Consider the following 26850-nt stretch of genomic DNA (forward strand, 5'->3'; position numbering starts at 1 on the left):
AAATGGGAGAGGACGATATGATAAAAACCCTGCGCCGTACCACCGCCGCACTGCTGCTTTGCGCCAGTGCCCTGACGACCAGTGCCTTTGCCGACACCAACGGCAAGCCGACCACCGCGACGATCAATGCCGCAACGCCCGGCCCGGTCTATGACAAGCGCATCTTCACCCAATTTGCCGAGCATCTGGGCAATGGCATTTATGGCGGGCTGTGGGTTGGCAACGACAAGTCGATCCCCAACACCAACGGCTTTCGCAACGATGTGATCTCCGCGCTCAAAAATCTGTCGGTGCCCGTCGTGCGCTGGCCGGGCGGTTGCTTTGCCGATGAATATCATTGGCGGGAGGGCATTGGCGGCAAGGCCAAGCGCCCGGTCAAGATCAACACCCATTGGGGCGGCGTGACCGAATCCAATACGGTCGGCACCCATGAATTTTTCGAACTGATCCGCCAGATCGGCGCGGAGGCCTATGTCGCGGGCAATGTCGGCAATGGCAGCCCGCAGGAAATGGGCGAGTGGGTCGAATATATGACCTCGCCCGCCGGCACCTTGGCCGACGAGCGCGCCAAGAACGGGCATAAGGAACCCTGGGCGGTTCCCTATTTCGGCATCGGCAACGAGCTGTGGGGCTGTGGCGGCAATATGCGCGCCGAATATGCCGCCGACGTGACGCGCCGCTATGCCACCTTCATCAAGGCGCCTGCCGGCACCAAGATCCTCAAGATCGCGGCGGGTGCCAATGTCGATGATTATAACTGGACCGAGGTGATGATGCGGGAGGCGGGCGATCAGCTCGACGCCGTTTCGCTCCATTATTACACCCTGCCCCAGGGTGGCTGGCCGCCCAAGGCGGACCCGGTGAATTTCGACGAGACATTGTGGGCCGACACGCTGGCCAAGGCCGTCCATATGGACGAGCTGATCACCAAGCACACCGCCATCATGGATAAATATGATCCCAAGAAGCGGGTCTTCCTGGCGGTGGACGAGTGGGGCACCTGGTATGCGCAAGACCCCGGCACGCATCCCGGCTTCCTGCGTCAGCAGAATACGCTGCGCGATGCGCTGGTCGCCTCCATCCATCTCGACATCTTCGCCAAACATGCCGACCGGGTGAAGATGAGCGCCATCGCCCAGATGGTGAACGTCCTGCAGGCGATGATCCTGACCGACGGCAAGAAGATGGTGCTGACCCCCACCTATCATGTGTTCGAAATGTACAAGCCCTGGCAGGATGCGACGGTCCTGCCGATCAGCATCGACACGCCCTGGTATAATAAGGACCAGTTCGTGATGCCCGCGGTCAGCGGGTCTGCGGTGCGCGGCAAGGATGGCAAGGTCCATGTCGGCCTGTCCAACCTCGACCCCACCCAGCCCAACACGGTGACCGTCAAGCTCGACGGCCTGACCGCCGGAACGGTATCGGGCCGCGTCCTGACCGCTGGCGTGATGAACGCGCACAACACGTTCGATGCGCCCGAAACCGTCAAGCCCGCCGCCTTCACCGGCGCGCAGGTGAATGGCGGCACGCTGACCGTCACCTTGCCGCCGATGTCGGTGGTGGTGCTGGACCTGCAATAAGGCGATCTGGAGGGGAGGTTCGACCTCCCCTCCAGATCGCCCTGAGCCTGTCGAAGGGCCGCACTTCCCTTCGGGTAAAAGTGCAGGGCTTCGACAGGCTCAGCCCGAACGGGTTGGTGGGACGGAATTTTTCGCCACCCCTATCTGTGAAGAGGACAGACATTGTTCAAAATTGCTCAATTCGCCTGTCTTGCGGCGATCAGCCTTGCTGGCCCGGCCCTCGCCCAGCCCGCCGCTACCCCGCCGAGCGCGCCTACGCTCAACAGCCGCCTGACCGGCGACCTCGCCCCTACCCATGATCCGGTGATCATCCGGCAGGGCGATGTCTATCATGTGTTCGGCACTGGCCATGGCCAGCGGCTGATCGAAACGCGCACCTCGCCCGACCTGGTGCGCTGGGCGGCCGGGCCGCCGGTGTTCACCGCGCTGCCCGATTGGGCGAAGCAGGCGATCCCCGGCAGCGATGGCATGTGGGCGCCCGACATCAGCTTCGTGGATGGCCGCTACCGGCTTTATTACTCCGTCTCGACCTTTGGATCGAACCGCTCGGCGATCGGCCTGGCCACCAGTCCGACGCTAGACCCCAAGTCGCCCGATTTCAAATGGCGCGATGAAGGCATGGTCGTGATGTCCACCAAGGACGATGATTATAACGCCATCGATCCCAATTTCATCATCGACCGCGAAGGCCGCCACTGGCTCTCGCTCGGCAGCTTCTGGACCGGCCTCAAATTGTTCGAGCTGGACCCCAAGAGCGGCAAGCCCAAGGATGCGAAGGCCAAGCCCGTCTCCATCGCGCGCCGCGCGGCCCCGGCTGGCGGCCCTGCTCCTGTCGAAGCGCCTTTCATCATCGACCATGGCGGCTATTATTGGCTGATGGCGTCCTATGATTATTGCTGCAAGGGCGTGAACAGCACCTATTATACCGTGATCGGGCGATCCAAGGATATTAGCGGGCCGTATCTCGGCAAGGATGGCAGTGCGATGATGGACGGTGGCGGCACCATCTTCCTGCGCGCCGATTTGCAGGAGCAGCAGCGCTTCCGTGGGCCCGGCCATGCCGGATGGCTGCACGATAAGGACGGCAAAGATTATGTCGTCTACCACGCTTATGACAAGCAAGCCGACGGTGCCCCCACCCTGCGCATCGCGCCGGTGCGCTGGGGCGCGGACGGCTGGCCTGTCGCAGATTATTGAGGATTGATCCTATGAACGACATCAACCGCCGCCTTTTCCTGGCCGGTGCCGCGATATTGCCGGCTGCCTGCGGCAAGCTGGGCGCGATACCCGTTGCACCGGCCGCTGACGGCCCCGTGCCGGTCAACCCGCTGATCAAGCAGCGCGCCGACGCGCAGATCTTCCGCCATGACGATGGCTATTATTATATGACCGGGTCGGTCCCCGAATATGACCGGCTGGTGCTGCGCCGGTCGAAGACGATCGCGGGCCTGGCCACCGCGACTGAAGCGGTGCTGTGGCGGCATGAAAAGACCGGGCCGATGTCGGGCTTCCTGTGGGCGCCCGAACTGCATATGGTGGACGGCAAGTGGATCGTCTATTTCGCCGCTGGCCCCAGCGGCGGCGGCGAGGATGTGTTCCGCATCCGCACCTATGCGGTGGTGTGCGACGGCCCCGACCCGATGGTCGGCAAATGGAGCGTGCTGGGCGAATTGCAGACGCCCTGGGACAGTTTCAACCTCGATTCGACCATCTTCACGCACAAGGGCACGCGCTATATGGCGTGGGCGCAACGCGAGCCGGGCATCGAAACGAACAGCAACCTGTACATCGCCAAGCTGGAATCGGCGCTCAAGCTGGGCAAGACGACGCGGATCGCCGTGCCGACGCTGGATTGGGAAATCCGCGGCTACAAGGTCGCCGAAGCGCCCGCCATCCTGCATCGCAATGGTCGCCTGTTCATGACCTATTCGGCGAGCGCGACCGATGCGCGCTATTGCCTGGGGCTGTTGACGGCGGACGAGAGTGCCGACCTGCTGGATGCCAAGAGCTGGGTCAAATCGCCGCAGCCGGTGTTCGTCACCAATACCGCCACCAGCGTCTATGGGCCGGGCCATAACAGCTTCACCGTGGATGAGCAGGGCCGCGACATATTGGTCTATCATGGGCGCGACTATGAGACGATCCAGGGCGATCCGCTGCTCAACCCCGACCGCCATACCCGCGTCCAGCGGCTCTATTATACCGCCGATGGCACGCCCGATTTCGGCGTGCCGGTGGGCAATGGCCCGCTGCCCGAACGGTTCATCGCGGTGGCCGACCCCAAGCGGTTGATGGCGCATGACGGCACCCGCCTGGTCGCTGGCAACCCGGCCCTGCCCCAGACGCAGTTCCGCCAGTCGCCCGGCCGTGCTGGGGCCAAGAGCATCATGCTATCCCCCATATTGATGCCCGATCATTATCTGGTCGCGGCCAAGGATGGGTCGATCAGCCTGGAAAAGGACAGCAAGAGCGCCGATTTCGCGCTGCGCAGCCAGTTCGTTCGCTTCGAGGAGAAGGCCAGCGACGCGCTGCGCTTCGTCGCCATCTCCGCGCCGGGCAAGGCGATCGGCACCGTCGGCGATCAGTTGCGGCTGGTGCCGAGCCGGGACGCTACGGCTTACTGGCGTGCCGACTGACATTCCATAATATGTCTGACAATTAGGTGGTACCAGGGGCCGGTTTCCAGCAGGAGACCGGCCCCTTCGCTTATGTGGGTACCCGATCGACACCCGATAGCTCGTGGCCTGTGGCAATAATGTAACTAGCGCCGGACATTCGTGTCGCGACGCCCTCATTTTCCGCTTGCGATTCATTTGTCGGAGCAATAATTAGTCCGAGTAATTCACGCATGGCCAAGGGCCAGCTCCAGGGAGGATATCTGACATGGCCCTCAAGCCGATCGTAATGGGTTCCGCATCGCTCTTCGCGCTGATGCTGGCGGGCGCTGCCCAGGCCCAAACTGCTCCCGCAACGCCGCAGGCAGCGCCCGAAGACGATGTCGCCGACATCGTCGTGACCGGCGTCCGCGCCTCGATCGTCGGCGCGCTCAACGTGCGCCGGGAATCGACCCAGATCGTTGATTCGATCGTGTCGGAAGATGTCGGCAAATTGCCCGACAATAATGTCGTCGAAGCCCTGCAGCGCGTGACCGGCATCCAGGTCACTGATCGCGCAGGCGGTGAAACGCAGGTCATCACCATTCGCGGCCTGACCGATCCGCTGACCACGCTCAATGGCCGCAACATCTTCACCGCTGCTGGCACGTCCTTCGCGTTGCAGGATATCTCCGCCAACCTCGTCAAGCAGGTCGATGTCTACAAGACCCGTTCGTCCGATCAGTTGGAAACCGGCCTGGCGGGCCAGATCGATGTGCAGACCCGTCGCCCGCTCGACTTTGACGGCTTCACCATTTCGGGCCTGGCGCGCGGCGTCTATTCGGAACTCGCCGACAAGGTGAACCCCAATGTCGCGCTGCTCGTCAGCGACCGCTGGGAAACCGGCATCGGCGATATCGGCTTCTTGGTGAATGGCAGCTTCACCCGCGCCGACTACCGCAACCAGAATTTGCAGGCCGGTGCCATGGTGCCTTTCGCCACCGAAACGCCGCCTGCCGGATCGGGCCTGACGCCGCTGCAGCGCATTTTCCCCGGTGCCACCAATGAAAACTGGGCACCGGGCCTCGACGCGGGCCTGCCCACCGCGCCCGGATCGACGCTCAACATCAATGGCGTTGAAACGCCCTATTATCTTGCCCGCGACGCGGTGATCGCATCCGATTTCTATGGCAAGCGCGATCGGACGGCGATCAACGCTGCGCTGCAATGGGCGCCGAACGACAGCTCGGTCTATACCGCCGAAGTGTTCTACACCGGTTTCCGCGGCGAAACCTTCAACAGCCTGCATTTCAGCTTCGTTGACTGGTGGGGCAATCTGCCCGCCGATGTGGCCAACAGCTTTGAATTATATGACGGCACCAACATCATCAAGTCGCGTCGGGCAGGGGCCGTCGCGGGCTTCAACAGTGGCGACATGGGGACCAACCGCACCGACAGCTATGTCTATGCCCTCAACGCCAAGTGGGATGTGGGTGAGCGCGGCAAGATTTCGGCCGATATCGCCTATCAGGACAGCAAGAACGAGACGAGCTTCTTCGCCATCCGCACCGATCGCGGCCCGCTTGATATCGATGTCGATTTTAACGCCGGCGGCGGCCTGCCCGCCTATAGTTTCGGCAATCAGGGCGTCCTGACCGACGCGAGCCAGTGGACCGTCGGCAATCTGTTCGACAGCGGCACCAAGAATACCGGCAGCGCGCTGACGATGATGCTGGACGGCGAATATGGCTGGGACGAAGGCTTCCTGCGCCGCATCAAAGCGGGCTGGCGCTATGACAAGCGCTCGGCCGACAGCTATGTCCGCGATCAGGGTGCAGGCGGGCTTGGCGTCACGCTCGACGCGTTTGGCGAAGGCACCCCCTTCACCAACGACGGTTTCTTCGACGGCCAGGCCAATATCCCGACCAGCTGGGTGCTGGCCGATCCGCGCAGCATGAATAAGGATGGCGTCCGCAATCTGTATCGTGCCGTCGCGCCCGGTCTGCTCCTGTCCGACCAGCTGAGCTTCGGCCGCGTGTTCGGCATCGAAGAAACCAATCTCGCCGCCTATATCGTGGCCGATGCCGAGGTCGAGATTTTCGGGCGTCCGTTGCAATTGCAGGGCGGCGTGCGCTTTGTCGCGATCGACACCGACTATGAATATTTCGACCGTGGTGCCAATTTTGCTCGCACAGGCGTTTCCACCAATTCGGAAAACTTCCTGCCGTCCTTTACCGCGCGCTACGCCATCACCGACAATCTGCGCGTCCGGTTCAACTATGGCAAGATCCTGCGCCGTCCGGGGTTCGACGCGCTTAATCCCAATCTGGCGCTCAGCGGCGATCTGTCGCGCGTCGGCTTTGGTACCGGGGCTTCGGGTAACCCCAATTTGCGGGCGACCAAGTCGGAGAATATGGATCTGGCGATCGAATGGTATTTCGACCGCAACAGCGCCATCTATGCGACCGCCTTCCGCCGCAAGATCGAAGGTCTGGTCGTGCCGTTGACCGTGCGGGAGTTCATCCCGAACAACTATCTGCCGCGCAACGAAACCTATACCGAATTTTTCAACATCACCCGTCCGGCCAACGCCTCCAACGGTACGCTCAAGGGTCTGGAATTGGGGCTGACCTACTTCCCCTCCTACCTGCCCTCCGTGCTTGACGGCCTTGGCTTCACCGGCAGCGCGACGATCCTGGATTCCGAACAGACGATCCCGGTCGTCAACAATGTGGGTGAAATCACCGGCACGGCCAAGTCCGCCTTCTTCGGCGTGTCGAAGCTGTCCTACAACGCCACGCTGGCCTATGACAAAGGCCCGATCGGTGCGCGTCTGTCCTACATCTGGCGCAAGGGCTTCTTGCGGGACAATGCCGCCCGTGCCTTCGCCAACCCGATCGGCGTGTGGCGTGCGCCTGAAAAGAGCCTGGACTTCCAGCTCACTTTGAACGTGAACGAAGATATCGGCATCACCTTCGACGCGGTAAACCTGACCAAGGCGAAGCAGCAGGATTATTACAAGTTCGGCGATGCGGGCAATCCGCAGCAGTTCAACTCCAGCACGCTGCTGATCGACCGGACCTTTGCTCTGGGTGTCCGCTTCAAGTTTGACTGAGTGCCCATGGGGCGTAGCGTCTCCTCGCTGCGCTCCATGATATGGCGGTCGTTCCGGGTTCCTCTCCAACCCCGGAACGACCGCCATTTTTGTTTGGAGCGAGGGTGGATGGCGACGTCGCCTCACCTCGCAGCGCGGCAGTCGCGCCATTTTCCCCTTGCCCCGGCGGCGATCCCATGCACAAAGGATGCCAACTGGCGCGGGCGGTTCGCCGTCCGGCCGCAAGGATGGACCCATGCACGACGTCACCACCCAGGAACGGCCCGCCGCCCCTCGCCCCCCCGTCCCGCACGAGCTGGGCGATGGCCTGTCGGTCATCTCGATCGCCAAAAGCTACGACAATCGCGTGGTGTTGTCGGACGTATCGCTGACCGTCGGCAAGGGCGAGGTTGTCGGCCTGCTTGGCCCCAATGGCGCGGGCAAGACGACCTGCTTCTATTCGGTCATGGGCCTCGTCCGCCCCGATCGCGGCCGTGTGCTGCTCGACGGGCAGGATATTACCAGCCTGCCCATGTATCGCCGCGCGATCCTGGGCCTGGGCTATCTGCCGCAGGAAACCTCGATCTTTCGCGGCCTGACCGTGGCGCAGAATATCAGCGCGGTGCTGGAAATGGCGGAGCCGGACAAGGCATCGCGCGCCGCGCGTCTCGAACAATTGCTCGATGAATTCGGCCTGACCCGGTTGCGCGATTCGGCGGCGATGGCCCTGTCGGGGGGCGAGCGCCGCCGGTGCGAGATTGCGCGCGCGCTGGCCGCCAATCCGTCGATCGTGCTGCTGGACGAACCCTTTGCGGGCATCGATCCGCTGTCGATCGCCGATATTCGCGACCTGGTGAAGCAGTTGAAGACGCGCGGCATCGGCGTGCTGATCACCGACCATAATGTCCGCGAGACGCTGGAAATCGTCGATCGCGCCTGCATCATCTATGACGGGCAAGTGCTGTTCACAGGCAGCCCGACCGAACTGGTCGCCAATGCCGACGTCCGCCGCCTCTATCTGGGCGAGAATTTCTCGCTGTGACATGATGCGGGGGCATTTTCTTTCTGAGCCGCACCGGCCCGCACCCCCACCCGGCCTCCCACAGTCTAGGCTGGCTGGGCGTCCGGGTGGGGGCGCGAGCCGGTGCGCCAGCACAAGGCGCGCTGCCTGATGGCGCTCGGCCCACGCCTCGACATTCGGCAGAGCCAGTCGCTCGTCATGACGCCGCAGTTGCAGCAGGCGATCAAGCTGCTGGCGCTGTCCAATCTGGAGATCGAGGCGTTCGTCGCGGGCGAGCTGGAGAAGAATCCGCTGCTTGAGTCGGGCGGCGGCGATGATGCCCCCCCGCCCGCCGACGGCATCGACCGCGAGCTTGAGCGCCCCACGCTGGCCGCCGAAACCGGGGCGAGCGACGATCTGATCGCGCAGGGACTGGGCGGCGCGGACAGCCCGCTCGACGTCGATCATGGCGCGGACACGTTCATCGACGATGGCCCCGGCGACCGGATGGCGAGCGCACTCGGCGCCGGTGGCGGCGGCATGGACGCGATGACGGGCGGTTATGGCGACGAAGCCCCGGACTTCGACAGTTTCGCCGCGCCCAGTGCCAGCCTGCAGGAACATTTGATGGATCAGGCGCGCGCCGCGCTGTCGGGCGTGGACCTGATCGTCGCGGCGCAACTGATCGGCCAGATCAGCGAGGCGGGCTATCTGGAGGCGGACCTGTTGCAGACCGCCCATGCGATGGGCCTGCCGCTGGTCGAGGTCGAACGGGTGCTGGGCGTCATCCACAGCTTCGACCCGACCGGGATCGGCGCACGGTCGCTGGCCGAATGCCTGGCGCTGCAGGCCAAGGAAGCCGACCGCTACGACCCGTGCATCGCGCGCCTGCTCGCCAATCTCGACCTGCTGGCCAAGGGCGCGCTGCCCCAGTTGCGCCGCATCTGCGGGGTGGATGAGGAGGATATGGCCGACATGATCCGCGAATTGCGCGGCTATGACCCCAAGCCAGGCCTTAAATTTTCGAGCGACCGCGCTGCGCCGGTCACGCCCGACCTGTTCGTGCGCCCTACCGCCGAAGGATGGAGCATCGAGGTCAACAGCGCCACCCTGCCCCGTGTGCTGGTCAACCGCAGCTATTATGTCGAACTGGCGACCGGCAAGCAGGACAAGAATGCCAAGGCCTGGCTCGCCGATTGCCTCGCCAGCGCCAATTGGCTCGTCAAGGCGCTCGACCAGCGGCAGAAGACGATCATCAAGGTCGCGAGCGAGATCGTCCGCTGCCAGGAGGATTTCTTTCGCAAGGGCGTGGCGCATTTGAAACCGCTGACGCTGCGCACCGTCGCCGACACGATCAAAATGCATGAATCGACCGTCAGCCGGGTGACATCGAACAAATATCTGTCCTGCCCGCGCGGGCAATATGAGCTGAAATATTTCTTCACCAGCGGCGTGTCGAACGCGGAAGGCGACGGCTCCGTCTCGGCCGAAGCGGTCAAGAGCCATATCAAGACGCTGATCATGGCCGAAGAGCCGCAGGCCATCCTGTCCGACGACACGCTGGTCGAGCTGTTGCGTGCGCGCGGCATGGACATAGCCCGCCGCACCGTCGCCAAATATCGCGAGGCGATGGGGATTGGATCGTCGGTGCAGCGGCGGCGGCAGAAGGCGCTGAAGGGGAAGGCGGTCTGACGTCCGCTTAGCGGTCGATGTAGATCGGGTTGGAATAGAACCAGAGGTCATCCCAGGGATTTTCTCCTACGGGGTCGGGGCCGGGTTCGGTCTGGGTCGTGTTCGTGCCGCGGACGCGGAGATAGCGAGGCATGTCCTGTGCGCCGATGCGGTGTTCGACGACGTGATAGTCGCCTTCCTGCTTCCATTGCTGGGCGGTGAAGCGGCGAATGACCTTGGTCGTCGCGTTGCGATCACCTGCCGTTGCGGAGGGGCCGCCTGCGATGAGATCGACATGATCCAGCTTTGGCACGTCGCCATGGGCGTTCGCCGTGCGGGCCGGTCGCCATCGGATTGTCACGACGATGTCCTCGCCGCCCGGCACGGCGAGCGTATCGCCCATGGCGGCAGGCTGACCGGGCATCCGCACGCGCGCGGCCGTAAAATCCAGCGCGTCGATAAGGCCGCCCGTCGCCGCGAAGACGCGCCCGCTGCGCAAGCCGTCCAGAATGTCCGCGCCGATCGGTGTCGCCAACACCCATGTCTTGGCATATTCGCCGGGCCAGAAATCGGCCCCACCGGCCGTCCAGTGGCCATGCGAATCCGACGTGGCCGTGATCGTCCAGTGCAGCCCCTGGCCCAGAAGGGCATCCCATCCGCCGCCAAGCGTGGCGACCATCTGATCGAAGCCGCCCATCGTGGGATATCCGCCATAGAGGCCGCGCGACCCGTGGGCTGCGTCCAGTCCTGGCTTGGGGGCTGCCGCCTGGTGGCCAGGTGCGCCTTCCATGCCGATCGCGACATGGGGCGCGACATCATGCCAGGCCCGATATTCGGCCGGCGCATGAAGCCCCCATTGGCCAAGGCCCGTCGCCGTTCGTGACGGATGATTGCCGATGACGACAGGGGCGTTCGGCAAGGCGGCCATATAACCGAGCGCCGCGATCATGCGGGACTTGGTGTTGCGCGCTGGATCAGTTGGAAAAGCCTCGCGCTTGCCGAAACGCGATTCGATGGCGCGCAGCGTATCGCGCTCCTGCGCGTCGATCGGCAGGATCAGGCTGGCATGTTCGCCGCCGGGCACGTCGAACTCGGCGCCGTAGAACAGGACGAGGTCCGACACGGCCTTGCGTGCCGCGACGACATCGGGCCAGGCGCGTTCATGGTTGAGGATCGAATGACGGGGTCCGCCATGGTCCGTCGACACCATCCATGACAGGCCGAAACGGCGCGCCATCCGGGCGTTTTCGACAATGGTGTGCGACGAATCGCCGCCGATGATCGGCGCGGGCGGCGCATCGGGATGGGCCGGGTCGGCGCGATATTGCGCGCTGTAGATGCTATGCACATGATGGTCGCCCGCAAGCCAGCGGCGACCATCGGCGGGACGAGCCTGTACCGGCCCTGCCAGGGCGCATAGGGCGAACGCCCCGATGATGAACATGCGGTACATGCAGCTTCCTCGCCGAAAAATCCGTTTGGGGGCGTGCCGCACCGTATCGAGGCGATGGCCCCGCCACGGTGCGGCAACAGAGGCCAGGGTCAGAATTTGGCGCGGACGCCGAAGTTGACCGTGCGGCCGAATGTGTGGATTTCGCTGACTTCCTGCTCCGTTCCGGCGAAGGACACCTGGCGCTGGTCGAACAGGTTCACCGCCTGCACGAACATCTCCACATTGGGCTTGATCTGATAGCTGGCGCCCAGATCGACGATACCGAATCCCTTTTGATAATAGGGCACGACATCTTCCGGGCTGGGCAGCGATGTGACCACCGCCCCGGCATCCGTCATATAATCGCTGCGATAGGTGTAGCTGAGGTTGATTTCGAACGGCCCCGATTCGAAGAAGGGCGTGATCGAATAGCTGACGTCGGACACGCCCTGGATACCGGCCGATTGCAGGCCGACGCCCGTGCGATCAAGCTCCAGCTTCGACGTGGCGAAGGTCGCGGTCGCCGTGACCCCCAGGCCGAACGGCAGCTTTTTCGTATAGCCGAACTCGATGCCGGATATGGTGGCATCCCCGACGTTGGTCGGCGTCGACACCAGAATATCCACCGGCAGCGTCGACCCGTCGTTGACGGCAAAGGCCAGCGTGCGCGTCTCGAAATCCGACGCGACATAATCGCTGATCTCCTTGTGGAACGCCGCGACCGTGAACGCGCCGAACTTGTCGAAATACCATTCGAAGGAAACGTCCAGGTTCCACGACGTATAGGGACGCAGGTTCGGATTGCCCGCAGATGCGGTCAGGTTGAGCGTCGGGTCAGCGAGCGCCGCCGCGCCTTCGTTGAAGATGCTCGTCACGGTCACGCTGTTCGTGTTGATGGAATTGCGCAATTCCGACAGCGACGGCCGCGTCATCGTCCGGGCGACGCCAAGCCGCAACTGCATATTGTCCGCGATTTCGAACATGGCGTTGGCGCTGGGCAGGAACTCGCCATAGCTCGCCTTGGTGGTGGTCGGCGTCACCTGCGTCGTCACCCCGCCCGCGCCATCGGAAACGGGCGCGATCGTCGTGCCGCGAACATTGGTGCGGGTGCGCACATAGCGCAGGCCGAAATTGCCGGTGACCGGGACGTTGCCGACAATCGATTCGAAGTCGAGCCGACCATAGCCCGCCAGGATCTTTTCGCCGATCCGATAGGAATTTTGGAGGTCGGCCGCGGTCGGATCAAGGTCATAGGCGCTAGGGCTGACGCCATCATATTCGCTGCCCAGCGTATAGGCCTGGTTGAACAACGCCCAATCGACGCTGCCCCATGTCTGGCGATTGGCGATCGATTGGTCGAAGGCGTTGCTGGCCACCGGATATTGCAGGAACGCATCCGTGCGGGTCGCGCCGCTCCGCAGGACGGCATTGTTGCGATCACGACGCTGATAATCGCGATAGCGATCGGATAGCTGCCCACCGAAACGCAGCCGCGTGAAGTTCACACCACCCAGGCCGAAATCGATGTCGCGCGCTATGTTGACGATGGCGCTCTTGTCTTCGTCTTCCGAATTGATCGGCCGGATCGCAAAGCTTTCGAACGGCATGACCGACGGATCGGTCAGGTCGAGATCGGTGTAGAGCGATGTGATGCGCTGATTGCCCAGCACGTCGCCGCGAAAATCGAAGGTCAGATTGCCGCCCGCACCGCTGCGGGTACGATATTGTACCCGCTGGATCGGCGTGTCGAGGCCGCTGCGCGCCCGCGCATAGCTGACCCGCGGTTCGATCTGCCAGCCGCCAAGGTCCAGCTTCATCGTCGCATTGAGCTGCAGATTCTGGTGCGACTGATCCATATTTTCGCTGTAGTTGCGGATGCGCGCGCCCCGGATCGTGCCCGCGACCAGCCGTCCATCCTCGACCACCGCACTGGACAGGTCGAGCCGCGACAGTTCGCTGGGGATATAATAGGTCAGTCGCTGTTCGACCGTCTTGTTATTGAACTGCGAATAGAGGCCGTTAATGTCGATCTCGAACGTGGATGACGGACGCCATTGGACGCCCAGCACCGCACTGATCCGCTCGCGATCCTCAAGCTCCAGATAGGGCTGCGCATCGCCTGGCACGCGCAACGTGCCCAGGCCCTCGACCTCCGCTTCCTGCCACCCCATGCGCAGGCGGTCGAACTGCACCTCGCGCCGCGAATAGGACAGCCCGCCCAGCAGGCCGAAAGTGCCGTCCGCATTGCGCCAGCCCCCCGATATCGTGCCATTGGGATTGACCGTGTCGGTGCGCTCTTCATACCCCGCATAGGCATTGGCGGCGATAAACGATGGGCGATCGAGCGGCTTGATCAGGCGGATATCGACCGACGATCCGATCCCGCTTTCGACCAGGTCGGCGGTGGGCGACTTGACCACCACCACGCTGTCGATCAATGTCGCGGGCAGGATTTGCAGACGGAACTGACGCCCCGACTGGCCCGAATTGCGGATATTCTCGTTATAAGCGAGCGGCATGCCGTCGAACGTGACCGACTGGAAATTCGGCCCCAGGCCGCGCACGCTGATGAACTGCCCCTCGCCCGCCTCGCGGACGATGGTAACGCCGGGCACGCGCTGCAAAGCCTCGGCCACGTTGAACGCCGGCAGCTTGCCGATATCGGCCGCGACGACCGCATCCGCGATCGAATCGGCTTTACGCTTCAAATCGAGCGACCGGCCGACGCCTTCGGAAAAGCTGGCCGTCACGACGATATTGTTGCTCGCAGCCGAATCAAGGTTGGCGCTTGCCGGCGTTTCTGCGGCCGCCGCCGTCTGAGGGCGAACGATCAGCGCCCCCGCGCGATCACGCACGACGACGAGCGACGTGCCCGCGACCAGTCGGCGTGCCGCCGTTTCCGCGTCGAACATGCCCGACAAAGCGGGTGCCCGCAGTTGCGCCACGGCGTCGCGCGTGAAGAGGATGTCCTGACCGCTCTGGCGCGCCAGCTGTTCAAGCGCGCTGGCCATCGGCTGGGCTGCCATGGTCACGCGCATCTGGCGCGACTGGCCCTGCGTCTGCGCCTGCAGCGTGGCCGACATCGCCATGGAGGAAAGCGTGAGGGCGAGCGCCGCCGATCGGCAAAGCTGCCGTTTCAAACTGATCATAATGTGATGTCCCTGTTCGGCGTTCCCCGCGAGCGCCGCTTATATCCTCGTCGCTGGGGCTCGGGATTTCCCCACCCCCCGCATGCAAATAAAATCAGTACATGCTGGCGATGCGGACGGCGTCGGCCTGTGCGGTGACGCGAATGGGCAGCAGGACGGCGAGCGAGCGGGCGAAGGCTTCGGGATCGCCGACGCTGTAGACGCCACTGACGCGCATGGCCGCAGCCTTGGCGTCGGACACGACCAGCGCCCGTTCGGCGTAGCGGTTCATCTCCGCCGCCGCCTCGGCGACCGTCTGATCGCGGAAGGCCAGGCGACCGCTCTGCCACGCCGTCAGGTCTTCCAGTTCCGGCCGGTCGAGTTGATCGGGATGCCCGGCCGTCATGGCGATGCGATGCCCTTGCGACAGCAGGACCGGCGCCTGCATCGCCTCGACACGGGCGCTGCCCTGAATAGCCGTCAGCATCACTTGATCGTCATCGCGGCGCAGATCGAGCCGGGCCATGTCCGCCACCGCCCGCCTGTCACCCGCCTCGATGACGAAGGGCCGCGGATCGCGGGCGATATCCAGGTTGATGCGACCCGTTTCGAGCGAGAGCAGGCGCATGGTTTCGCGCGCCCGGAACCGGATCTGCGTATTGGTGTCCAGCATGACGCGGGTGCCGTCATCCAGCATCAGGCGGCGCTGTTCGCCAACGCCTGTCCGGTACACGCCAGCCTGCGCCTGCTGCCATCCGACCGTCAGCCCCGCGGACAGGATGATTCCGACGCCCCCGGCCATGACGGCCCGGCGCGACAATCGCTGCGGCGCGGGCGCGCTGCGTGGATCGTCGCGAAGGCCGCCGACGGCGTCCCAGACGGTGGAGCTGTGATCGAAGGCCAGGGCATGGGACGGATCAGCATTCAACCAGGCGCGAAATGCCGCTTCGTCCTGGGTGGATCGGTTGTCGGCGTGTAAGCGCGCAAGCCAATCCGCTGCCTGCCGGTTCACATTTTCCGGCTTGCTGCGGAAGTTCACGTCACCAATGCTCCATCCATTCGGCCAGATGCGCCATCGCTTTTGCGATATGTTTTTCGACTGCGCTCTGGCTGATCCCCAACTCCTCGGCGATCTCGCGATATTTACGCCCGTCCAGGCGATACATCAAGAAAATCTGGCGGGTACGGGGGCTGAGTTGCGCGACCCCGCCGCGCACATGGTCCAGACGTTCTCGCGCGATCATCACTTCGTCCTGCAGGGGGAAGCTGTCTGCGACGCTGTCGCTCGTGGTTTCCGCCACGATCGTCGAACCGACCCGCCGTTCCCGGCGATAGGCATCGATACCGCGATTGGCCGCGATCCGCGCGAGCAAGGCTTCGGCATTGTCGGCCTGTGTCCGCCGCGCCGCCACGCTGAGCCACGCATCCTGCAGCAGATCGTCGGCATCGTCGCGCCGGGTCATGCGCGCAATCTGATTGCGCAGCCTGACCCAGCTAAAGCCCAGCGCCCCGTCGCGCGTCGATGCCTTTGAACATTCCATCGCCGCGCGTCTAGGAATGGGGCGATACGATTTAATGACAGATCGGCGTCAGCACCATGACATGCACAGCGATGCGGGAAATCATGCGCGAGGCGTCCGGCGGGCGTCTCCTATTCCACGAAGGGCGCAAGCACTTGCTGGACGCGAAGCCGTTCGGGAATCTGGTCCGCGCCGATCACGCGGTCGATCTGTTCATGGGCATGATAGATGCGGCGCTCCTGATAGTTGAGCACGATCGAGCGGAAGGCCGGGGATTCGGCCGACAGCTGAACGCTCGGCAGGTAGGTCAGATCTTCATCGAGAATGAAGTTGAAGGCCTCGATCTTCTGCTTCCACGCCTCCGGCAATGCGCTTTCGCCATGCGGCAATCCGAACCAGATGACTTCGAAGCGGCTGGTGTTGATCCCCGTGGGCCAGAACAGCAGCAAGGGAAAGCCATTGGCATAGACCGGCGTGGTCAGGTTCGGGAAGGCGGTGAAGGCGGTCACGAACTGCCGGGGGATCGGGCCGACGCTCGGTATATCGGCGATCCCGCCCATACCCATGCTGAAACCGGTTTCCTCCGACACGTCGGCCGTCGGCTGAAAGCCATCATTCCACGGCAGGATGTTGCGCGAGTGGCCGTTTTTGAACAGCGACATCACCGTGCCATGATGATCGACCGCGCATTTGGGGCCAGGCAGGCCGACGCTGCCCCGGTGAACCGAAACGAAGTGATAATTTTCGGCGAAGGCGTCCATCAGGACTTTCCAATTACACGCCACGTCATAGCTGTAGCTGGTGATGTAGCTGAGCTTGTCGAGGTCGAATTGGGCCAACTGGCCCGGCAAGACACCCAGATATTGCTGGAGCGGTTCCGCATCGGGCTCGGCATTGATGAATATCCAGCCGCCCCATGTTTCGCATCGCAGCTTCACCAGGCCGCGCTTCGATTTGTCCAGCCCGTCGAAATCCCGGCTGTCCGGTACGCCGAGCAGTTCGCCGTCCAGATTATAGGTCCAGGCGTGGTAGCCGCAGATCAGCCGCTTGCCCAGGCACGTCCCCTGACGCTCCTGTACGATGCAGCCGCCACGGTGCGAGCAGGTATTGTAGAAGGCGTTGAAGCCGTTTTCCGTCCGCACGACGATGACCGGCATGCCGGGGACGCCCTCGAACTTGAGAAAGCTGCCGACTTTGGGAAACTGATCCTTGTGCCCGGCATAGAGCCAACTGCGCTGCCAGAGATATTTCAGTTCGAGCTGATAGAATTCCGGCGAAATATAGCGCTCGGCCGGGATGTCCGGCAATGGAGGAAAGCCCTCCGGATAGCCCTTACGCCCCTTCTCATAGTCGACGCGTTGCTGCAGCCCCTCGATCGTTTCCATGACGTTGATCTCATCCTCCCATAGATGCCCCGTGCATTATTCTGCATTCATGGGGCAGCGGCCGTGCCTGCGGACCACGCAAGGCTGGCCTGGCGCGAGGGAAAGATAGGGCAGGCGGGCGCGGCCCGGCTACGAACATAAATGATAGGTAGGGCGACGGCGATCACAGAGACGTTGAATTCCAGGGACACCGCCAAGCGAGCATATGCCTTGTCCCGATCAGGTGACACGCCAGACCCAAAGCCGGATGGAATCGGGATAGCGCGCGCCCGAACAGACGAAGATGCTGCTATTGAGCCATGCATAGGGACCGAGCGGCGCGATGAATTCGGGTATGGTGCGAAAATAATAGGCTGACGGATCGACCGTGTCACCGGCTGCCAGGCGGGCCATGACCTCGGCAGGCCCGTGGCGCAGGCCGCGATTGCGGATCTGGATGATGGTGCCGTCATCGGTTTCGATGCCATAGGTTGCATCCGCGACGGTGACGCCATCGGACCGCAGAAGTTGCCAATCGCTGCCTCCGCCAAGGATGCGGCCACGGATATGCGGCCCTTCGACCGTGCCCGACAGGATGGGGATGATCCGCCGCATGCCATCGGGCGTTTCCCCGATCGGAATGGGTGCGGCCAGTTCGGCGCTGGCCGCATAGACGAACGCCAACCCTGGTCGAATGGCGTCGGCGGGCACGGCATCTTCAGGAGACATGGGCATCCTCATTTGCAAGGCCCGTACAGGATATCACGTCCTGCCCGGCGCTTAGCTGGAACAACAGGTCGACATGATCCGGCAGGTCGGCGACCATGTGGCGAGTCACACGCTCATAATGGCTGACGAACCGCGCGACTGCGGCGTCGTCCATGATCCCCGGCGCATCCGGCGCGGTCGCCCGCAGCTTATGTTCCTGGAGCAACCGGTTTTTCAAAACATGGTCGAAAGACGGCGGCTTCAACATCACCAGATGATCGATCATCGCGAACCACTGCGCATAGCATGTCTCAAGAGCGCTGTTCACATGACGCCGCCAGATGCCGTCGGGATCCTCCTGCGCCTCCAGCGCATTGAGCGGCTGCTCCAGGGCGGCGGCAGGCTGCGGGCGCGCACCCACGCACCAGCCTTCGAACAGCAGGATATCCACCTTGCCCGCATGGCGCGTCCAGTCGGCCTGCGGCAGTCGGTCGTCCAACGCCTTGCTGAACCGCGGGATCAGCGTGTCTCGACCGGCGACCATATCCGCCAGCACAGCGATGCCCGCATCGACATCATGCGTGCCGGGCACCCCGCGCGTGCGGAACAGGGGGTGGATGTCCCTCGCCATTTGCTCCCGCGCCTGCAACGGCAGGTAAAGATCGTCCAGGGAGACGACCGTCGCTGACAGCCCCTGTTCGGGCAGCAGCGATGCCTGGAGAAAGCGGCAGACCGTGGATTTCCCGCTGCCCTGCGCCCCGTTGATCCCGATGATGAGGGGCCGTCCGGCCGATGCATGCCAATGTGCGATCTGCCGTGCGAGCGGCCGCCACCAGCGATCGACCATCACCGCATAGGATGGCGGCAATCGCTCGGCGGCGATCAAATCGTCGATGGCGGTCGCCACTACAGGCTGTCCTGGGGCACCCGCCCCTCCCTCCAGTCGTCGAGATTGGCGAGCGCGCGCAGGCCCATTGCCTCCCGCGTCTCCCGCGTCGCGCTGCCCAGATGGGGGAGGAGAACCGTGTTCGGCGCGTCGCGCAGGCGTTGGGAGACATGGGGTTCGCCGACGAAGACATCGAGGCCCGCGCCACCGATCCGCCCGGCTTCCAGCGCATCGACCAGCGCGTCTTCATCGACCACGTCGCCGCGCGCGGTGTTGATCAGGATCGCATGGGGGGCCATCTGTGCGAAGATGGCCGCATCGATGATGTTGCGGGTTTCCGCGCCGCCCGGAATATGCAGCGAGACGACATCGCATTGGGCGACCATCTCGGCCAGCGATGGCACATAGCGGGCATCCAGGCGCTGCACCACGTCCTGCGCGCCGGGGCGCCGCGAATAATAGATGATGTCCATGCCAAAGCCGAAACGGGCGCGTTCGGCCATCGCCTGGGCAATGCGGCCGAAACCGACCAGCCCCAGCGTCTTGCCGCGCAGGCTGGTGCCAAGCAGATGGGTCGGCCGCCAGCCCGCCCATTGCCCGGCGCGTAATTCCCGCTCGCCTTCGCCTGCCCGCCGCGACGCCATCAGCATCAGGGTGACGGCGATGTCGGCGGTCGCATCCGTCAGGACGCCGGGCGTATTGGTCACGACGATGCCTGCGCCGCGCGCCGCCGCCAGGTCGATATGATCGACGCCTGCGCCGTAATTGGCGATGATCTTCGCGCGTTGCCCCGCCGTCCCGACAATGCCGGCGTGCAGCTTGTCGGTGATGGTGGGGCAGATGGCGTCATAGTCCTGCATCGCTGCAGCCAGTGCCGCTTGCGTCAGCGGGACGTCATCCTGATTGAACGTCGCATCATAGCGTTCCGCGATCAGCGCCTCGACCCGTTCGGGCCATTTGCGCGTCACCAATAAACGGGGCTTGTCGGGTATCGTCACGGATCAGCTCTGCGGTGCCGAAGCGGAGAAATAGGCTGTGAACGGATCGTCAGCATGTTCGGGTGGTTCGCCTTCGCGCACGGTCGTCCGACGCATGTCGCGCCTTTCCTTATAGATGTCGAAATCGCCGCCCCGGTGCATGGTCGCCAGATTGTCCCAGATAACGATGTCGCCCGGTTGGTAGGAGACGCCGAATACATAGTGTGGCTGGGTGGCGAATTCGATCAGATATTTGATGAGCGCGCGCCCTTCCTCGCGTGGCAGGCCAACGACGTCCATCGCATGGCTGCCGATATAGATGGCGGTGCGTCCGGTTGCTTCCTGGTGCATGACCATGGGCTGGCGGGCTTTGGGACGGCCGTCAATCTCCTCCTCGGTAATCGGGAAACCGGCGAGCAGGCGCGAATACCAGAGCGAATGTTCGGCCTGCAGCGTGTCGACCTTTTCCTTGATGTCGGCAGGCAGGTCTTCATAGGCCGAACGCAGGTCCGCGAAATAGGTCAGCCCGCCTTCCTTGGGCACTTCATAAGCGAGCAACAGCGAATAGGCCGAACGCAGGTCCATGAAGGAGGAATCGGTATGCCAGAGCCGGTCGCCCTTCTTGTGCAGCACCATATTCTCATCGACCAGTATTTCGCCCGTAGGCGTCAGGTTGCTGGCGTCGAATATCTCCGGCGTGTCCGGGTGACGACGCGGCCGGTTCTTTACCGATGGCGCCGTTTCCAAATGGCCGAAATGGCGGCTGAAAGCGACATGGGAGGCATTGTCGAAGCCGGTGCCGCGAATGACGCACACGCCCCACTGGTTCATCGCATCCTTGATGGCGGCGACATCGGCGTCGCTCAACGGCTTGCTGACGTCGATGCCGGAAAGCTCGGCACCAAAGCGCGGGGTGATGGGGGTCGCAGTCAAAGCCATGATCATATTTCCTGTTAGGGCTTGGTCGCCACGGCATGCGCCGGAAGGACGATGTTGTCGGTGGGAACGGGCGTGCGGGCCGCCTGGCGGTTGCCGACACGGGCAAGCAGGAGCAGCGAAACGCACGAGAGCAGCGGCGTCGCCGCAAGCAGGACGAACAGCAGGCGGGGGGGTATGTTCATCGCCAGCAGATAGCCGCCCAGTAGCGGTGCGAAGATCGATCCAATCTTGGCCACCGATGTCGCCCAGCCCGCGCCATTGGCGCGGATCGCGCTGGGGTAGAAAATGCCCGCGATGGAATGCATGCCGAAATGCGTGCCGCTGATCATCGCCATGCTCAGAAGGGAGAAGGCGGCCAGACCCTGCAGCGAGACGGGAGCGAGGCCCATGACCAACAGCAGCGGTGCCGCCAGCATCGGATAGAAAGCGATCGCGATCGGCCCCAGCCGGTCGGTAAAGCGCATGAGCGCCAGGCCCGCGAGCGAGCCGCCGATCGAGCTGACGGACATGATCATCGCCGCCTGCGTCCGGGTGAAACCGACATCCTCGAAGATGATCGGGCCCCAGTTGGACTTGAAATAGACCGCCATCGAACTGCCGATATAGGCGAGCCAGAGCAGGCTGGTGATCGGCCGCAGATCGCCTTTGAACAGGGTGGCGATACGGAAGCCCTTTCCTGTGGCGGGCGCTGTTTCGTCCGTGACCATGAAGCGGTCCTGCGGCCGCGCGCCAAGCCCCGGTGCCAGCGCGTTCAGCGCCTTTGCGATCTTGTCGGGCGATCGCCCCTTCACCGCCAGATAGCGGGCGGATTCAGGGAGCAGGGCAAAGAGGAGCGGGACGAGCAGCAGCGTCGCCACGCCCGACACCATGAATACCGATTGCCAGCCATAGAGCGGCGCGAGCCACACCGTCATCGGCCCTGCGACGACGCCACCCAGCGTATAGCCCATCATGATGACGGTCACGACGGTCGCCCGATAGCGGCGCGGCACATATTCGATGTTGAGCGCCCAGGCGAGCGGCATCAACCCGCCCAGGGCCACGCCGTTGAGGAAACGCAGCGCCAGCAGCACCTGCATATTGGGCGCGAGCGCAATGGCCATACTGGTCGCCCCGAACGCCACGACCGACGCGATGATGATAGGGCGGCGCCCATAGCGGTCGCCCAGCCAACCAAAAGCGATCCCGCCCAGCATCGCGCCGAACACACCCATAGCGAACAGTTCGCCCAGGGAAATGACGTCCGCACCGAACCCGTCGCGCAGATAGGGCGCGACGAAGGAGATGACGAGCATGTCGAAACCGTCGAGAAAGGTGACGGTCCACGATATCGCGACGAGGCGGATGACGAACGCATTGATCCGCTGACGTTCGATCACGTCCGTCACCTCGATGACGACGGGGGGCGATGGATCGGTTGCGGTCATGCTCATCGTGGCTCGTCCCTCTCCTGCGCCTTATGCACCGAAGTGGAAGCGCGCGCCGACCTTGAACGCGCGACCGACCGGATCGAACAGGATCTGGTTGGTGCCGCCCGATGGTCCGGGCATGGCGGGCGGATCGCGATCGAGCAGATTGTTCACCGTGGCGAACAATTGGAAGGTCCGTCCGTTTCCGGCTTCGACATTCACCCGCGCCGTCATGTCGAGGTAGAAGCGGCTGGGCACATTATTATTGTCGACGCTGTTCGGTGCGGTGACGGCATAGCCATCCTGATCGGGACCGACGAAATTGGTCCAGTAGATGCCCGACGGGATATAGCGGCCATGACCGGTCAGCTGAAATTTGCCGACCGTCCAGGTCAACACGCCGTCCAGCACATAATCGGGCACGCCAGGGATCGTGCCCGTGCGCACGCCCGTCTGCCCTGCGCGATCGACCGCGCCCAGGGCATCGACGGTCGTCAGTTCCTTCGTGATATTTGCGATCAACTGCCCGTTCAGCTCGCCCCATGAACCGAGCGGCTGGCGATATTGGAGTTCGATATCATAGCCGCTGGTCTTGAGGGCGTTGGAATTGAGGATGACGTCGCGGACCTGCAGAATCTGGTTGTTGGCGTCGCGCGTGATCTGGCTGCAGAAATTGGTCGCCCCCTGCGCGCATCGATTGACCAATGTCTGCGCGCCCAGGGCACCGATCGCGTCGGCCACCTTGATATTATAATAGTCGACCGACAGGCGCAGCCGCTGGAGCAGGCCGGACCGGGGGGCGATCACGAAACCGCCAGTCCAGCTGTCCGCCTTTTCGACCGACAGGTTCGGATTGGCCCCGGTGACGACGAAGGGGTTGGTCTGCAATCCGCCGTTCAACGGGTCGGACAGGCCGATCGAGCGCAGCGTCTGCGGGCCGAACAGTTCGAAAATATTAGGCGCGCGAATGTCGCGCGACCGCGTGCCGCGCAAGCGGACGCCTTCGATCGGTTCGTAGACGAGCCCGGCTTTCCAGGTCGTGACCGACCCTGTGGTGCTGTAATCGGTGCGACGGGCCGCACCATTGAGGTCGAGCGCATAGCCGACCGATGAATTGCGCAAGACGGGGACGGCGATCTCGCCGAATATTTCCTTCACCGTCACGCCGCCCGACAGAGCGGAGCCGTTGAGGGAATAAAAGCCGTTCGCCGCCGAGATGGGATCGGCGGTGCCGTCCACCGTATCGCGCCGATATTCCGCGCCCACCGCGACCGTTACCGGTCCCGCTGGCAGGTCGAACAGCTCGCCGCGCAGGTCCACGCCCGCGACATGCTGTTCATTGACGGTTCGCTGCAGGCCGTTGCCAGTGATATAGCCGACCGACGCCTGGCTGAATTGCCCTTCGCCGAACGGGTTGAACGGTACGCAGCCCGCATCGTCATTGCTGGTGATCGCGTCGGCATTGACGCGGCAGACAATCTGGCCGCCGGAGCGCACCGCGTCCACGGCTTTGAGGAGATTGGCCTGATTGACGAGGTTCGTCGCCCGTTGCGTGAAATTGGTGCGGCCATATTGATAGAAGCCGTTGACCGTCCATTTATCGCTCAGCTTCGCCTCGACACCCAGCACACCGCGATAGGTTTCGGTGGTCGATGTCGCCCGGCCAGGGCCAAGGTCGAACGCGGCCTTGCCCAGGATGAAGGAGGCGACGCCATTGGCATCCATCGTCGATGCGACGGCGGCAGGGATGAAGGGATTGTCGCGCTTGATACGGCCCAGCAAAGTCCCGTTGAAGTCGCGGAAGATGGCGCCGTCGACGGTCCCCTTGACCCGGCCATAGGACAGGTCGGCGGTCAGCGTGACATCGTCGGTCAGGTCCGCCGTCAACGCGCCATAGGTGGACACCCGTTCCAGCGGCACTTTGAGCCGCAGGGCGGAGATGAAGCCGTTACGCCCTTGCCCCTCGCCGCCGAGCATGAATAGCGGACCGACCAGCGAACCATATTGGAACTGCCCCGGCGTGCCGTCGGCCAGGAATTTGGTGCCGCGCAACGGATCGGTCGCCGTCGTGCCGATCACCTGACCCGCCGCATTGTACGACCGATTGATGAGGCCGCCCGGTGACATGGTCGATGTATTGACCCCGCCGATGATCAGATTGGCGGGCAGGCCACCGGCACCGGGCGTATTGCCCAGGATCAGGGTCTGGCTGTCGCACCAGCTACGGCTGGTGCAGGTGCCCAGCCCTTCCAGCTTTTCATATTCGACCGCGCCGATCACATGGATGCGATCGCCAAAGCGCATGCCGCCCGACAGGCTGGCGAACAAATTGCCGTCATCGCCCCGCTGCGACATGCCCGCGGCAAATTCGCCGTCCAGGCCTTCTTTCTTGCGGTCGAGGACAAAGTTCACCACCCCTGCAACCGCATCCGACCCATAAGCGGCCGAGGCGCCCCCGGTCACGACATCGACGCTGCGCAACAGGGAGGACGGGATCAGGTTGGTATCGACCGAACCCTGCACGGTGCTGGGCACGAAACGCTTGCCATCGACCAGGACGAGTGTGCGCTGGGGATCGAGCCCGCGCAGATCGAGCAGCCGAGCGCCGATATTGCCGCCCAGATTGGCCTGCGCCGCCGGACCGCTCGACGCGCGAAAACTGGGCAACTGGTTCAGCGCTTCGCCGACATTGGTGATGCCCAGCGCATCGAGCCGTTCAGCGCCGATCGAGGTGACCGGCGTCGGCGCGTTGAAATTGGAACCCAGGCGCGTGCCCGTCACGACGATGTCAGTCACGGGCAAGGCACCCGATGCGCCTTCGGTCGCCTGGGCATCGACGGATTGCGGGGCGGTAGTTGGATCAGCCGGGGCGGACTCCTGTGCGGCCACACCGGTCGGCAGCGCCATCGCTACCCCCATCATGGCCAAGACACTCGCGTTTGCGCGCATGCGCTGGGTGCTCAATCGCATCTTCATTTCCCTCTCCTGGCCTTCTGCTGCGGCCTCTGAACGATTTATGTATCGTGATACATAGATTGTCAACGCCCTCCTTTCAGGGGAAAAATTTGGGGGAAATCTGATATTTTGCAGTTGTTTACCAGCGCCGCTAAGAATGGCATGCGGGCTGCAATCCACTGTCCCGCCTTTGCAATGGGAATGACATGGCCTCCGACGATCCGAATCCAGCCGATCCGTTCGACAGCAGCACAGCGCAATATCGCGCCTATTTTCCCGAAGGATCGCGCGATGACGTCGAATTCCGGCTGACCCGGATATTGTCGCTGTCGGCCCGCCGTTGGGGGACGCATGTCGAAAATCGCATGTTGGCGGCCACGGGTCAGTCCCGGTCGCGATGGCAGACCCTCTTCGTCCTGAGCGTCGCCACGCCCCCAGTCACGACATCGCTCTTGTCGGCCCGCCTCGCCATTCAATGGCCACCGCTGATCCGAACATTGAATTCGCTGGAAGCCGATGGCCTGATCCGCCGGACGGAAAACCCGCACGACAAGCGCTCGCGCCATATCGAGATCACGCCAGCGGGCATGGCGGTCGTCGAGCAGGTTCAGCCCGTTCTGTCGGACATTCGATCGACGGTATTTGCCAAACTCAGCAAAGAAGAGATGGAACTGGCGACGCGCGTTTTGGAGAAGGTCGTCGTCGGCGTGAGTGAAGCCCAGGAGGCGGATGCGGTGTGATCCTATCATCAGCCAGGCGATGGCACCGTGTCGGGGATCTTATGACGATCGCCAAGCCAAGGCCCGTGCCATCAGGCTCCTGGGCGCCGCCCAGCCGGACGAAAGGCGAGCGGCGAAAAATCCGACCGACTACTCAGCTCTTGTGACCCGATCGTCTCCCGCAACCAATATCATCGCCGCACTGCTGCCCCGTAATGAAGGGCAAGACTTTATCGCTGCTTCTTGGCCATCGTCGCGGTGAAATCGGGATCCTTGTTCGCCACCCAATCGACGAATTTGCGGATGTTGGGATTGTCCAGCAGGCCATCCACCACCATCCCGTGGCGCTGCAGCTCGGAATTGGTGAAATTCGCGATCAATGTCTGCTGGCATATGGGATGCATGGGAACGACGTCCCGCCCGCCCCGGCTCTTGGGCACGGGATGATGCCACACGATGGTCTTGCCCGTCGGCCGACCGCACAGCCAGCAAGGAGCCGTCGGCGCAGGGGCCTCCTCCTCGACATGCGAGTCATCATAGGAACCATGTTTCGAATGTTTGCGGGCCATCATCTACCTGAATGTCGTAAGATTATGCATCGTCCGTAGAACCACCACGGCGACATTACCACATCCGACATCCAGACGGGGACGACCGCGGCTTGGGGAACGAGACTTTACGGTCGAGTGCGCGCCCCCCGCCACCCCGCAGAACATCACTTCATCGCATCATTTTGTGGGAAGAATTGGCGGAGAGGCAGGGAAGCCTTGATGGTTCCCCGATTTCGCGTGATTCGCGGCTGCTGATAATAGGCAGGGCTATCAGGCTGTAGCGGTCCTGTGTAGCCCTTGGTTCGACAGACACGCTGGTA

General features: G+C 63.2%; 19 protein-coding genes. 7 read left to right on the forward strand and 12 right to left on the reverse strand.

Going from position 1 to position 26850, the window contains the following annotated elements:
• Positions 1-17: 17 nt before the first annotated feature.
• The 6 genes from SxD43FB_RS19515 to rpoN all read left to right on the forward strand — a co-directional run bounded on the left by SxD43FB_RS19515 (position 18) and on the right by rpoN (position 9963).
• Complete coding sequence (locus tag SxD43FB_RS19515) at positions 18-1583, forward strand: alpha-L-arabinofuranosidase C-terminal domain-containing protein (protein ID WP_096063617.1); 1566 nt, start codon at positions 18-20, stop codon at positions 1581-1583.
• A gap of 162 nt (positions 1584-1745) precedes the next feature.
• Complete coding sequence (locus tag SxD43FB_RS19520; RefSeq protein ID WP_176482851.1) at positions 1746-2780, forward strand: arabinan endo-1,5-alpha-L-arabinosidase; 1035 nt, start codon at positions 1746-1748, stop codon at positions 2778-2780.
• An 11-nt stretch (positions 2781-2791) separates the two neighbouring features.
• Positions 2792-4219: a glycoside hydrolase family 43 protein gene (locus SxD43FB_RS19525; protein WP_096063609.1), complete on the forward strand. Its 1428-nt coding sequence runs from the start codon at positions 2792-2794 to the stop codon at positions 4217-4219.
• 247 nt (positions 4220-4466) lie between these two features.
• On the forward strand, positions 4467-7292 hold the full coding sequence (locus SxD43FB_RS19530; RefSeq protein WP_096063610.1) for a TonB-dependent receptor: 2826 nt from the start codon (positions 4467-4469) through the stop codon (positions 7290-7292).
• A 235-nt stretch (positions 7293-7527) separates the two neighbouring features.
• Positions 7528-8313: an LPS export ABC transporter ATP-binding protein gene (gene lptB, locus SxD43FB_RS19535; protein ID WP_043154571.1), complete on the forward strand. Its 786-nt coding sequence runs from the start codon at positions 7528-7530 to the stop codon at positions 8311-8313.
• A gap of 129 nt (positions 8314-8442) precedes the next feature.
• A complete protein-coding gene (gene rpoN, locus SxD43FB_RS19540; RefSeq protein ID WP_096063619.1) occupies positions 8443-9963 on the forward strand; it encodes an RNA polymerase factor sigma-54 in 1521 nt (506 codons plus the stop codon).
• Positions 9964-9970: 7 nt separating this feature from the next.
• On the opposite strand, the gene SxD43FB_RS19545 is transcribed toward rpoN, so the two are convergent.
• The 11 genes from SxD43FB_RS19545 to SxD43FB_RS19595 form a co-directional block, all read right to left on the reverse strand.
• Entirely contained in the window at positions 9971-11395 is a 1425-nt protein-coding gene (locus SxD43FB_RS19545; protein WP_096063611.1) for a phosphoesterase, read from the reverse strand.
• An 89-nt stretch (positions 11396-11484) separates the two neighbouring features.
• Positions 11485-14523, reverse strand: coding sequence for a TonB-dependent receptor (locus tag SxD43FB_RS19550; RefSeq protein ID WP_096063612.1), 3039 nt, complete (start codon positions 14521-14523; stop codon positions 11485-11487).
• Positions 14524-14617: 94 nt separating this feature from the next.
• The gene (locus tag SxD43FB_RS19555) at positions 14618-15541 is read right to left on the reverse strand and encodes a FecR domain-containing protein (RefSeq protein WP_096063613.1); all 924 of its coding nucleotides are present in this window, start codon (positions 15539-15541) and stop codon (positions 14618-14620) included.
• 1 nt (position 15542) lies between these two features.
• Complete coding sequence (locus tag SxD43FB_RS19560) at positions 15543-16043, reverse strand: sigma-70 family RNA polymerase sigma factor (protein ID WP_052027685.1); 501 nt, start codon at positions 16041-16043, stop codon at positions 15543-15545.
• Positions 16044-16153: 110 nt separating this feature from the next.
• Positions 16154-17407: an aromatic ring-hydroxylating dioxygenase subunit alpha gene (locus SxD43FB_RS19565; RefSeq protein ID WP_037476135.1), complete on the reverse strand. Its 1254-nt coding sequence runs from the start codon at positions 17405-17407 to the stop codon at positions 16154-16156.
• Positions 17408-17626: 219 nt separating this feature from the next.
• The gene (locus tag SxD43FB_RS19570; RefSeq protein ID WP_237748874.1) at positions 17627-18115 is read right to left on the reverse strand and encodes a DUF3237 domain-containing protein; all 489 of its coding nucleotides are present in this window, start codon (positions 18113-18115) and stop codon (positions 17627-17629) included.
• Positions 18105-19001, reverse strand: a complete 897-nt coding sequence (locus tag SxD43FB_RS19575; RefSeq protein WP_037476131.1) for a kinase — start codon at positions 18999-19001, stop codon at positions 18105-18107. The genes SxD43FB_RS19570 and SxD43FB_RS19575 overlap by 11 nt, the downstream gene beginning before the upstream one ends.
• Positions 19001-19972, reverse strand: coding sequence for a D-glycerate dehydrogenase (locus SxD43FB_RS19580; protein ID WP_096063620.1), 972 nt, complete (start codon positions 19970-19972; stop codon positions 19001-19003). The genes SxD43FB_RS19575 and SxD43FB_RS19580 overlap by 1 nt, the downstream gene beginning before the upstream one ends.
• A gap of 9 nt (positions 19973-19981) precedes the next feature.
• The gene (locus tag SxD43FB_RS19585; RefSeq protein WP_255245816.1) at positions 19982-20896 is read right to left on the reverse strand and encodes a TauD/TfdA family dioxygenase; all 915 of its coding nucleotides are present in this window, start codon (positions 20894-20896) and stop codon (positions 19982-19984) included.
• A gap of 14 nt (positions 20897-20910) precedes the next feature.
• Complete coding sequence (locus tag SxD43FB_RS19590; RefSeq protein ID WP_096063615.1) at positions 20911-22329, reverse strand: MFS transporter; 1419 nt, start codon at positions 22327-22329, stop codon at positions 20911-20913.
• 24 nt (positions 22330-22353) lie between these two features.
• Positions 22354-25281: a TonB-dependent receptor gene (locus SxD43FB_RS19595; RefSeq protein ID WP_096063616.1), complete on the reverse strand. Its 2928-nt coding sequence runs from the start codon at positions 25279-25281 to the stop codon at positions 22354-22356.
• Between the two features lie 185 nt (positions 25282-25466).
• Between SxD43FB_RS19595 and SxD43FB_RS19600 the strand changes: the two genes are divergently transcribed.
• Positions 25467-26000: a MarR family winged helix-turn-helix transcriptional regulator gene (locus SxD43FB_RS19600; protein ID WP_037476121.1), complete on the forward strand. Its 534-nt coding sequence runs from the start codon at positions 25467-25469 to the stop codon at positions 25998-26000.
• A gap of 209 nt (positions 26001-26209) precedes the next feature.
• Here SxD43FB_RS19600 and SxD43FB_RS19605 read toward each other — a convergent pair whose 3' ends face one another.
• Positions 26210-26548, reverse strand: a complete 339-nt coding sequence (locus SxD43FB_RS19605) for a hypothetical protein (protein ID WP_096063621.1) — start codon at positions 26546-26548, stop codon at positions 26210-26212.
• Between the last annotated feature and the right edge of the window lie 302 nt (positions 26549-26850).

The organism is Sphingobium sp. D43FB (assembly GCF_002312805.1).
GTDB lineage: Bacteria > Pseudomonadota > Alphaproteobacteria > Sphingomonadales > Sphingomonadaceae > Sphingobium.

Bases quoted from the DNA above. Each gene is read 5' to 3' on its own strand.
- SxD43FB_RS19545 (WP_096063611.1), bottom strand. From the start codon at position 11,395: ATGTACCGCATGTTCATCATCGGGGCGTTCGCCCTATGCGCCCTGGCA.
- SxD43FB_RS19550 (WP_096063612.1), bottom strand. From the start codon at position 14,523: ATGATCAGTTTGAAACGGCAGCTTTGCCGATCGGCGGCGCTCGCCCTC.
- SxD43FB_RS19570 (WP_237748874.1), bottom strand. From the start codon at position 18,115: ATGTCTCCTGAAGATGCCGTGCCCGCCGACGCCATTCGACCAGGGTTG.
- SxD43FB_RS19585 (WP_255245816.1), bottom strand. From the start codon at position 20,896: ATGGCTTTGACTGCGACCCCCATCACCCCGCGCTTTGGTGCCGAGCTT.
- SxD43FB_RS19565 (WP_037476135.1), bottom strand. From the start codon at position 17,407: ATGGAAACGATCGAGGGGCTGCAGCAACGCGTCGACTATGAGAAGGGG.
- SxD43FB_RS19600 (WP_037476121.1), top strand. From the start codon at position 25,467: ATGGCCTCCGACGATCCGAATCCAGCCGATCCGTTCGACAGCAGCACA.
- SxD43FB_RS19530 (WP_096063610.1), top strand. From the start codon at position 4,467: ATGGCCCTCAAGCCGATCGTAATGGGTTCCGCATCGCTCTTCGCGCTG.
- SxD43FB_RS19515 (WP_096063617.1), top strand. From the start codon at position 18: ATGATAAAAACCCTGCGCCGTACCACCGCCGCACTGCTGCTTTGCGCC.
- SxD43FB_RS19595 (WP_096063616.1), bottom strand. From the start codon at position 25,281: ATGAAGATGCGATTGAGCACCCAGCGCATGCGCGCAAACGCGAGTGTC.
- lptB (WP_043154571.1), top strand. From the start codon at position 7,528: ATGCACGACGTCACCACCCAGGAACGGCCCGCCGCCCCTCGCCCCCCC.
- SxD43FB_RS19525 (WP_096063609.1), top strand. From the start codon at position 2,792: ATGAACGACATCAACCGCCGCCTTTTCCTGGCCGGTGCCGCGATATTG.
- SxD43FB_RS19560 (WP_052027685.1), bottom strand. From the start codon at position 16,043: ATGGAATGTTCAAAGGCATCGACGCGCGACGGGGCGCTGGGCTTTAGC.
- SxD43FB_RS19605 (WP_096063621.1), bottom strand. From the start codon at position 26,548: ATGGCCCGCAAACATTCGAAACATGGTTCCTATGATGACTCGCATGTC.
- rpoN (WP_096063619.1), top strand. From the start codon at position 8,443: ATGGCGCTCGGCCCACGCCTCGACATTCGGCAGAGCCAGTCGCTCGTC.
- SxD43FB_RS19590 (WP_096063615.1), bottom strand. From the start codon at position 22,329: ATGAGCATGACCGCAACCGATCCATCGCCCCCCGTCGTCATCGAGGTG.